5 protein-coding genes and 1 pseudogene are annotated in these 6,833 nt (G+C 69.6%); 3 read left to right on the plus strand and 3 right to left on the minus strand.

Features of this window, described 5'->3' with window-relative positions; all coding sequences use genetic code 11:
• On the minus strand, positions 1-573 hold a 573-nt coding region (locus ACFWTC_RS38145), incomplete at its 3' end, for an ISAs1 family transposase (protein WP_384075103.1).
• A 317-nt stretch (positions 574-890) separates the two neighbouring features.
• On the opposite strand from ACFWTC_RS38145, the gene ACFWTC_RS38150 reads away from it, so the two are divergent.
• Entirely contained in the window at positions 891-1,016 is a 126-nt protein-coding gene (locus tag ACFWTC_RS38150; RefSeq protein ID WP_384030529.1) for a hypothetical protein, read from the plus strand.
• 590 nt (positions 1,017-1,606) lie between these two features.
• Positions 1,607-1,768: a hypothetical protein gene (locus ACFWTC_RS38155; protein ID WP_384030527.1), complete on the plus strand. Its 162-nt coding sequence runs from the start codon at positions 1,607-1,609 to the stop codon at positions 1,766-1,768.
• A gap of 287 nt (positions 1,769-2,055) precedes the next feature.
• Here the strand turns inward: ACFWTC_RS38155 and ACFWTC_RS38160 are convergent, their stop codons facing one another.
• Both ACFWTC_RS38160 and ACFWTC_RS38165 read right to left on the minus strand, forming a co-directional pair.
• Entirely contained in the window at positions 2,056-2,325 is a 270-nt protein-coding gene (locus ACFWTC_RS38160; protein ID WP_384030525.1) for a hypothetical protein, read from the minus strand.
• A gap of 2 nt (positions 2,326-2,327) precedes the next feature.
• A complete protein-coding gene (locus ACFWTC_RS38165) occupies positions 2,328-6,278 on the minus strand; it encodes a polymorphic toxin-type HINT domain-containing protein (RefSeq protein WP_384030523.1) in 3,951 nt (1,316 codons plus the stop codon).
• A 336-nt stretch (positions 6,279-6,614) separates the two neighbouring features.
• On the opposite strand from ACFWTC_RS38165, the pseudogene ACFWTC_RS38170 reads away from it, so the two are divergent.
• A pseudogene (locus tag ACFWTC_RS38170) lies at positions 6,615-6,833 on the plus strand (hypothetical protein); the annotation flags it as partial.

The following is a 6,833-nucleotide window of genomic DNA, read 5'->3' on the forward strand; positions in this document are numbered from 1 at the left end:
CCTGACCTGTTCGTGCAGGCCGGGATGGTTCTTCTTGACGACGGCCAGGTAGTGGGCACCGCGGCTTGTCAGGTAGGTGCCGTGATCGTGCTGAGAGTGCAGTGCATCGGTGGTCAGCACAGCATCCTCCAGGTCGAGGGGGTCCAGCAGGGGCTGGAACGAGGGGATCTCGTTGCTCTTGGAGGCGACCTGCCGTTGGGCCAGGACCACGCCGTGGTGCTCCATCGCGGCCAGCAGCCCGATCGCCGCGGCGGTCCTGGTGCGCGAGCCGCGGACCACCTTGCCGTCGACCGCGATGACCCGTCGCACCGGCCGCTCCCCTGCCGGCAAGGGCCCAGGTGCCGCTCTGGCCTGCAGGTATGCGCTGATCGCCGTGTCCAGTGCGTCACCGTCGACGCGTTGCAGCAGACGCCGCACGGTGGCAGCGTGCGGCACCGGCCGCAGCCCGGTGAACGGGTCGAGGCCGAAGCCGAGGGCGTCCAGTACCTGTTGCGGGGCATCCGTGATCCATTCGCTGATCGCGATGAGCGAGCGGGCCCCGGTCAGCACCGCCGCGACCGTCGCGCACAACAACGCGAGGACCGGATACCTCCGTCCCCGCCTGTCACGGGGATCGGCGACATGGATCAGGAATCGGCGCAGGTCAACGACGTCGTCCGGGACAAGGACGACAGCCTGGGAGCCCAGTTGTTCCAGCGCGGCGGGGATGGGCGATGATGTCCGGGCAGGCACGGTCTCGCTCGGTTCTCATGGGTCTCGACAACCACATGATCACCAGCACCGTGCCTGCTCTGCTGTCCGGGTTCCCTTACGGCACACCGGACATGACGTCACGTCACGCATGAACCCGGCTAACCGGACCAACCTCGACTACGCAATGCCCCTGCGTCATGGCCGGCCTGCGTAACCTCGCCATCGGCATCCACCGCCAGGACGGCCACACCAACATCGCCGCCGCCCTCCGCCGCACCGGCCGCGACCACCAGCGGCCCCTCACCGCCCTCGGACTGGCCTGACGAACCCGGACACAAGATCACTTCTCAAAGACCCTGGCGATGTACCGCCTTCACGACAGTGAGCCACCTGCGGATGTACCACTCAACCTCAGCCGCCAAGACACAAAGCACCACCGGCATGTCAGCGGCCAGCCATCGCCACAAGCCGACCTGCAGGAACACGCCTTACCTGATCAACTGTCACTGCCATCAGCTCACTGGCATGAAACCGACACATCGCACACAGCGAGACCATCACCGTCGACGGCGCGGCCGAGCCGGTGATCGTGAAGCTCGGCGTGTGGGTCTCCAACATCAAGGCCCGCCGCAACAAGCTCGACGCCGGACAGCGGGAGGCGCTGCGGGAGCTCGGGATCAAGTGGGCGCAGTAGCGGGGGCAGCCTGCGGGGCCGGGGCGAGGCGCCCGTGCGGCGCGCCCAACTCCGTGAAGCGTGCATATCGCGTACGCGGGGCGTGCGTACAGCGGGCGCGGCGGAGGAACGACGTGCCCTGCGGCTTGGCACCGATCTGGCGGTCGCCTCCGGCCCGTGCACTCGGCGGACACAGGCAAGACGGGAGCACCTGCCTCACCCCGTCGGCGTTGTACCGGCATGACGCCCCACACGAACACCACCCGGCCCGATCCCGCTGCCGCGCCCAACCGGTTCGCGATGTACGAGGCGGTCCTGATCCGCCGCCAGCTCACCGATGCCGACTGGCACGAACTTCAAGACCCGGCCGGGGGTGTCTGCTGCCACTGTCCGGGTTGGTGAACGTCGGTGCCAGCGTGTGTGACGAGGTGCTGGCGCCGGTGGCCGGTCCGGATGCGGTGTTCTGTTCCTCTGCATGTCGCTCCGGGTCATGGCGTCGCCAGCAGAAGTTGCGCAAGCGCCTCGCGGCCGTGCGGGAGGGCCGGCGTGGTGGAGTGCACCGTCTGCGGGAGGCGGTGGATCGCGGGGGTGGACCGGCGGTCGAACGCGATCGAACGCTTTTTTGCAGGCCGGTCTGGCCGGAACAGTGTGGGCGGCGCCTCCGAAGAGCCGCCGCCCACACTGTTCCCTCAGCTGCCGGAGCTGCCGGAGCCGTCCGCGCCGTCCGTCAGGCCCGACTGGAGCCTGGCCCAGTCGTCAGTCTGATCACGCCACGCGGCACTCTCGTAAATAGCCGTCTTCGCCTCGGGCAGGGAGATCCCGAAAGTACGCGTCACCACGTAGATGGTCTCCAGCGGTGACATCCCCCGGGTACGGAGCTCCCGGAAGACCTGCTCGCGGTCAAGATCGCCGCGCGCGGTCAACTCGACCGCGAGCGCGTTCAGCGCCGTCCGGTCCATGCTTATCCTCCCAGGATCTCTGCCACGTCCAGCTTCATTGTCCCCATGCGCTTGAAGATGGTGCCGTCGGGCTTGGGGATGTGCCTTTCATAGGTGAGGACCACGGTCTTGAACCCGTCGGCCTTCGCCTGTTCGGCCACTGGTCGCTTCAGCTGGAGCACCTCGTCGACGCCGACGGGCGCCCTGTCGAGGCCGTCCGTTCCCCTGGGGAACACCATGAGGCCGTCCAACTGCAGGGTGTCGCCGTTCCGCGTCACCGTTGCCATGGTCTCCAGGGTCCTTCCGTTGACCTCGAACGCGTCGTCCCAGATGTCACCGTCGATGAACCGCTGGCACGGCGTGGTGTTGTGGACCAGGACGGGAGTGGTACCCGCCACCACGTAGTACGTGTGGAGGTCATTGACGGTGAGGTTGTAGGCGGGCTGGAAGGTCTTCCAGTGCCGGACCGCGCCGATCTGCGCGGTCTTGCCCTCGGCGGTCCGCAGGGTGTCCCCGGCCTCCAGGTCGACCGCGTTCGTCCACGCCCCGTCGTTCTGGGACCAGAACGGGTGGTGGTCCGTCGCGGTGACGGAACCGCCACCGCTCAGCGTGATGTCGGTGAAGTCACGGTCGTCGGGCGTGTAGATCGTGCCCTCGACGCGGCGCGGGCCGCTGATGCCGCTCTCGGGGTCGGTGGCGGTGACGGTGTCACCGGCCTTGACCTGCTCGATCGGGCGAGTGGTGCCGTCGCCCATCAGGACCCGGGTGCCGGCGGGGAAGCTGTTGGCGGCTCCCACCACGCACTCGATGCCCTTGCGCAGCTTCCGGCCCTCGGCCAGCGCCTCGACGCCCCGCCCGCCCCACTTGACGGCCATCATGGCCTTGCCCCACGGCGTGACGCCGACGACGGCCATGGCGCAGCCGCCCCACGTGGGGTCCTCGATGCAGCGCTGGATGTCGGCGCCGCCGGAGAGCTCCCAGGCGCCCTTGAGCACGAGCTTCGTCAGTTCCCAGTCGGGCTTGGCGAAGACGATCTCGTCGGGTTCGGCGCCCATCATGCACGGCGGCAGGCTGTCCCGGTTGAACGGGACGATGCACTTCGGCTTCTTCTTCTCCGCCTCGGCCTGCTTCTTGCGCTCCTCCTCCGCCTGACGGCGTGCGGCGGCTTCCTCGGCTTCGCGCTTGACCTTGACCTCGGTCCAGGCCTGGGAGGCGAGGGTCTTGGCCTCCTCGGCGCTCTTGCCGGCCGCGGTGGCCGAATCCCGCGCCATGTCCGCGGACTGCTGCGCCTTGGCAGCGGATTCGCGGGCGTACTTCGCGGAGAACTCGGCCTGTGCGGCCGACTCCTCGGCGGCGTCCGCGTCACGGTCGGCGGCGGCTGCCGCATTGCGGGCGGTCGTGGCGGACTTCTTGGCCGCGGCGGCGCTGGCCTCGGCCGCGTTCGCGGAGTTGTTGGCGTCCGTCGCGGACGCGGCCGCGGCCTGCGCCGACTTCCTGGCCTCGGCTGCCGCAACATCCGCGGCTTCCTTGGCCGCGTTGGCCTTCGCGGCGGCCTCGGCGGCGCGCCAGCGGTTCTCGTTGGCCTTCGCCGCGATGCCGGATGCTTCGGCGAGCAGGCGATCGATCTGGTTCTTGTGGTGCTCGGCGAGCTTGTCCTTGCGGTCCGCCATGTACTGGCCCACCGCGACGAACTCGTGGAGCTGGTCGGCGGGACCGGCCAGGGCGATCTTGGCCGCTGCCTTGACCTCGGGTCCGCCGTTGTTGACGAGCTGGGAGGCGATGACCTGCTCGTCGCTGCTCCGCGCCGCATACTGGTCGACGGCGAGGAACTTGGCGAGCGCCTTGCCGCTGCCGTCGGCGAGCACCTTCTTGGTGGCGTCCTTGACGCTCGGGCCGCCGGTGTTGTTGTGCTTCGAGACCTCGACCGCGAGGTCGTCCGTACCGGCCGCGTACTGGCCGGTGGTGTAGAAGCCGTTGATCTGTTCGGGCGTGCCCCGGAGCGCGGTCGCGGCGGCGCTGCGCACCGACGCGTACGGGCTCTGGCCGCTCAGCTGGAAGACCCGCTCGCGGATCTCATCCTGCCCGGCTTCCTTCCAGCGCGTGCGCAGGTAGGCCAAGACCTCCGCGTCTGTCCCGGAGAGCGCGGCGGTCGCGGCGCCTTGGCTCCAGGGACCGCGCACCTTGAGCGCCTGCAGGGCCAGGGCGCGTCCCTTGGTCGCGGTGGCCTTGACGTCCACGCCCGGCTCGGCCGCCTCGGCGGCCAGCGCCGTCGCCGTGGCATCGAGGTTGACGGCCTCGAGCTGCTGGGTGGCGGCAGCGGAGATGTATGTGTCGGTCTGGGCCTTGCGGGTCTTGGCGCGCTCGATGGCGGCCTCGGTCCGGGTCGTCAGGTCGGTGGCTTCGACTTCCCGGGCGATCTGTACGACCTTCTTGGCGGTGGTGACCGCTGTGTCGGCGGCTTCGGCGGCGGTCTTGGCCGCGTCGGCGTGCTTGTTCGCCTCGGCGGCGGCATTCTCGGCCTGCCCTGCGTGGGCTGCCGCCGCATCGGCCGCGTCGGCGGCGGCGCGGGCGTGCTTCGCCGCGCTCCGGGCCGCATCGCGCGCCTCGAAGGCCGCGTTGGCGGAGCGCTGCGCGAGCGTGGAAGCCTGGCCGGCGGCGCGGTTCGCGGCGTTCGCGTGCCGACGGGCCTCGGCAGCGGCCTGGCGGGCCTCGGCTGAGGAGTTGCCGGCCGCGTCGGCGTAGTTGTTGGCCTGCTCGGCCGCGTCGGCGGCCGCGTCGGCGTTGTCACCCGCGCTCTGCGAAGCCCTGGCCGCGAGACCGGCGGCCTGCGAGGCCCGGCCAGCCATCTCCGCGGCCTGCGCCGAGGTGTCGACGAGGGCGGCCGCCGTCCGGGCGATGCCGGCGAGGTCCCTGGCGCGCGAGGCCTGCGTGGCATCGCTGCCGGCGGCGATGGCCGCGTTGTAGGCGTCGTTCGCGGCCTTGGCCGCGTTCGCCGCAGCGGTCGCGGTCTGCGCGGCGGCGAGCGCCGCGACGCGTGCGGCACGGCTCGCCGCGTTCGCCGAACTGATCGCCTGCTGGGCGGCGGCGGAAGCGGCACGGGCCGCGTCGGCGGCCTGCTTGGCCTTGACCGCCGCGCGGGTGGCGTCGTTCTTCGCCTTGTTGGCCTCGTCAGCCGCCTTCAGCGCGGCTTCCTTCGCCAGCACGGACGCGGCGATGGCACGCGCGGAAGCCTCCTCGGCCGCCTTCGTCGCACCCTCGGCCTGGATGCCGGCCTGCTTGGCGTCCTCCGTCAGCTGCGCGACGGAGGCGTACTCCTGGTCCCGGTTGCGGGCCGTGAACTGCCCGATCTCCAAGAACTCGACCATGTCGTCCTGGGTCCCGCGCAGCGCGACCTTCGCGGCCGCCTTCACGTTCGGACCACCGGAAGCCACCAGCTTGGAGACCGCGACCTCGTTGTCCGATTCCCGTGCCGTGTACTGGCCTTCGTCGAGGAACTTCTCGATGTCCTCAGGGGAGCCCTTGAGGGCGGTCTTGCCCGCTTCCTTGACGCCCCTACCGCCCAGGTTGATGATCCGCGAGACCTCGACCTGACGGTCCTCGTTCAGCGGCGCCTTCCAGCCGCTGTTCAAGAACGTGTTCAGCTGAGCCGGAGTGCCCTTGAGCGCCTGCTTGGCCGCTTCCCGGACCGCCGGTCCGCCCGCGTTGAAGAGCCGGCTCGTCGCGACGTAGTCGTCGTCGTACCGGATGGCGTCCCTGTTGTCGAGGAACTTCTGGATGTCCTTGTCCGAGCCCAGCAGCGCCTTTTCCGCCGCTTCCTTGACGCCGGCTCCGCCCAGCCGCCAGTACTGAACGGTCAGTGCCCGCCCGGAAGTGAAGGACAGGTCGTCCTGAGCGCCGTCGGCTGCCGCGGGTAACGCGCCCACGAGACCGGCGAGCAGGGCGGACGGCAGGACGACGCCGAAGGCGGCGTGCAAGGCCGACGCGGCTCGCTGCCTGCCTCTGAGGTTGGCGGGGCGAGGTGCCCCGGTGAGGAATATGTGTGTTCGCCGTCGCATACGGCGTTCCCCCCAGTCTGGTGTTGTCTTCGCTCTTGCGTGGATACGTGAAGAGACGCTCCGACCGACCTCGCGGCGGAGCGCCCTTGAGCGATGAAAAAAGTCACTATCTGGCCAGTTTTACTCAAATGAATGACGCCAAATGGCCCAATACGGGCGGGTGTTGGGGTCTATCATGATCTTACATGTGCTTTACTTGCGCGAAGTTACCGGGGGGTATCGCTGCCTCCCGTTCCCATGCACCAAAGGAGAATCGTGGCGATATCCCGGGCCCGCAAGGCACTCTTCACCGGTCTCGTCGGCGGTACGGCAGCCCTCGCCGGGATCGCGAGCCTCGGCGTCGCATACGCGGGCCCCCAGTCCCCCGCGGCCGCCTCCCCAGCCGAGATGCCCTTCGCCGTTGAGGACTTCTCCTACCCGGACGCGGCCCGGATCCTCGCCGATCAGAAGATCACCCTCAAGCGCGGCGACGGC

The sequence above is a fragment of the Streptomyces sp. NPDC058619 genome (assembly GCF_042717785.1).
In the GTDB taxonomy this organism is placed as follows: domain Bacteria; phylum Actinomycetota; class Actinomycetes; order Streptomycetales; family Streptomycetaceae; genus Streptomyces.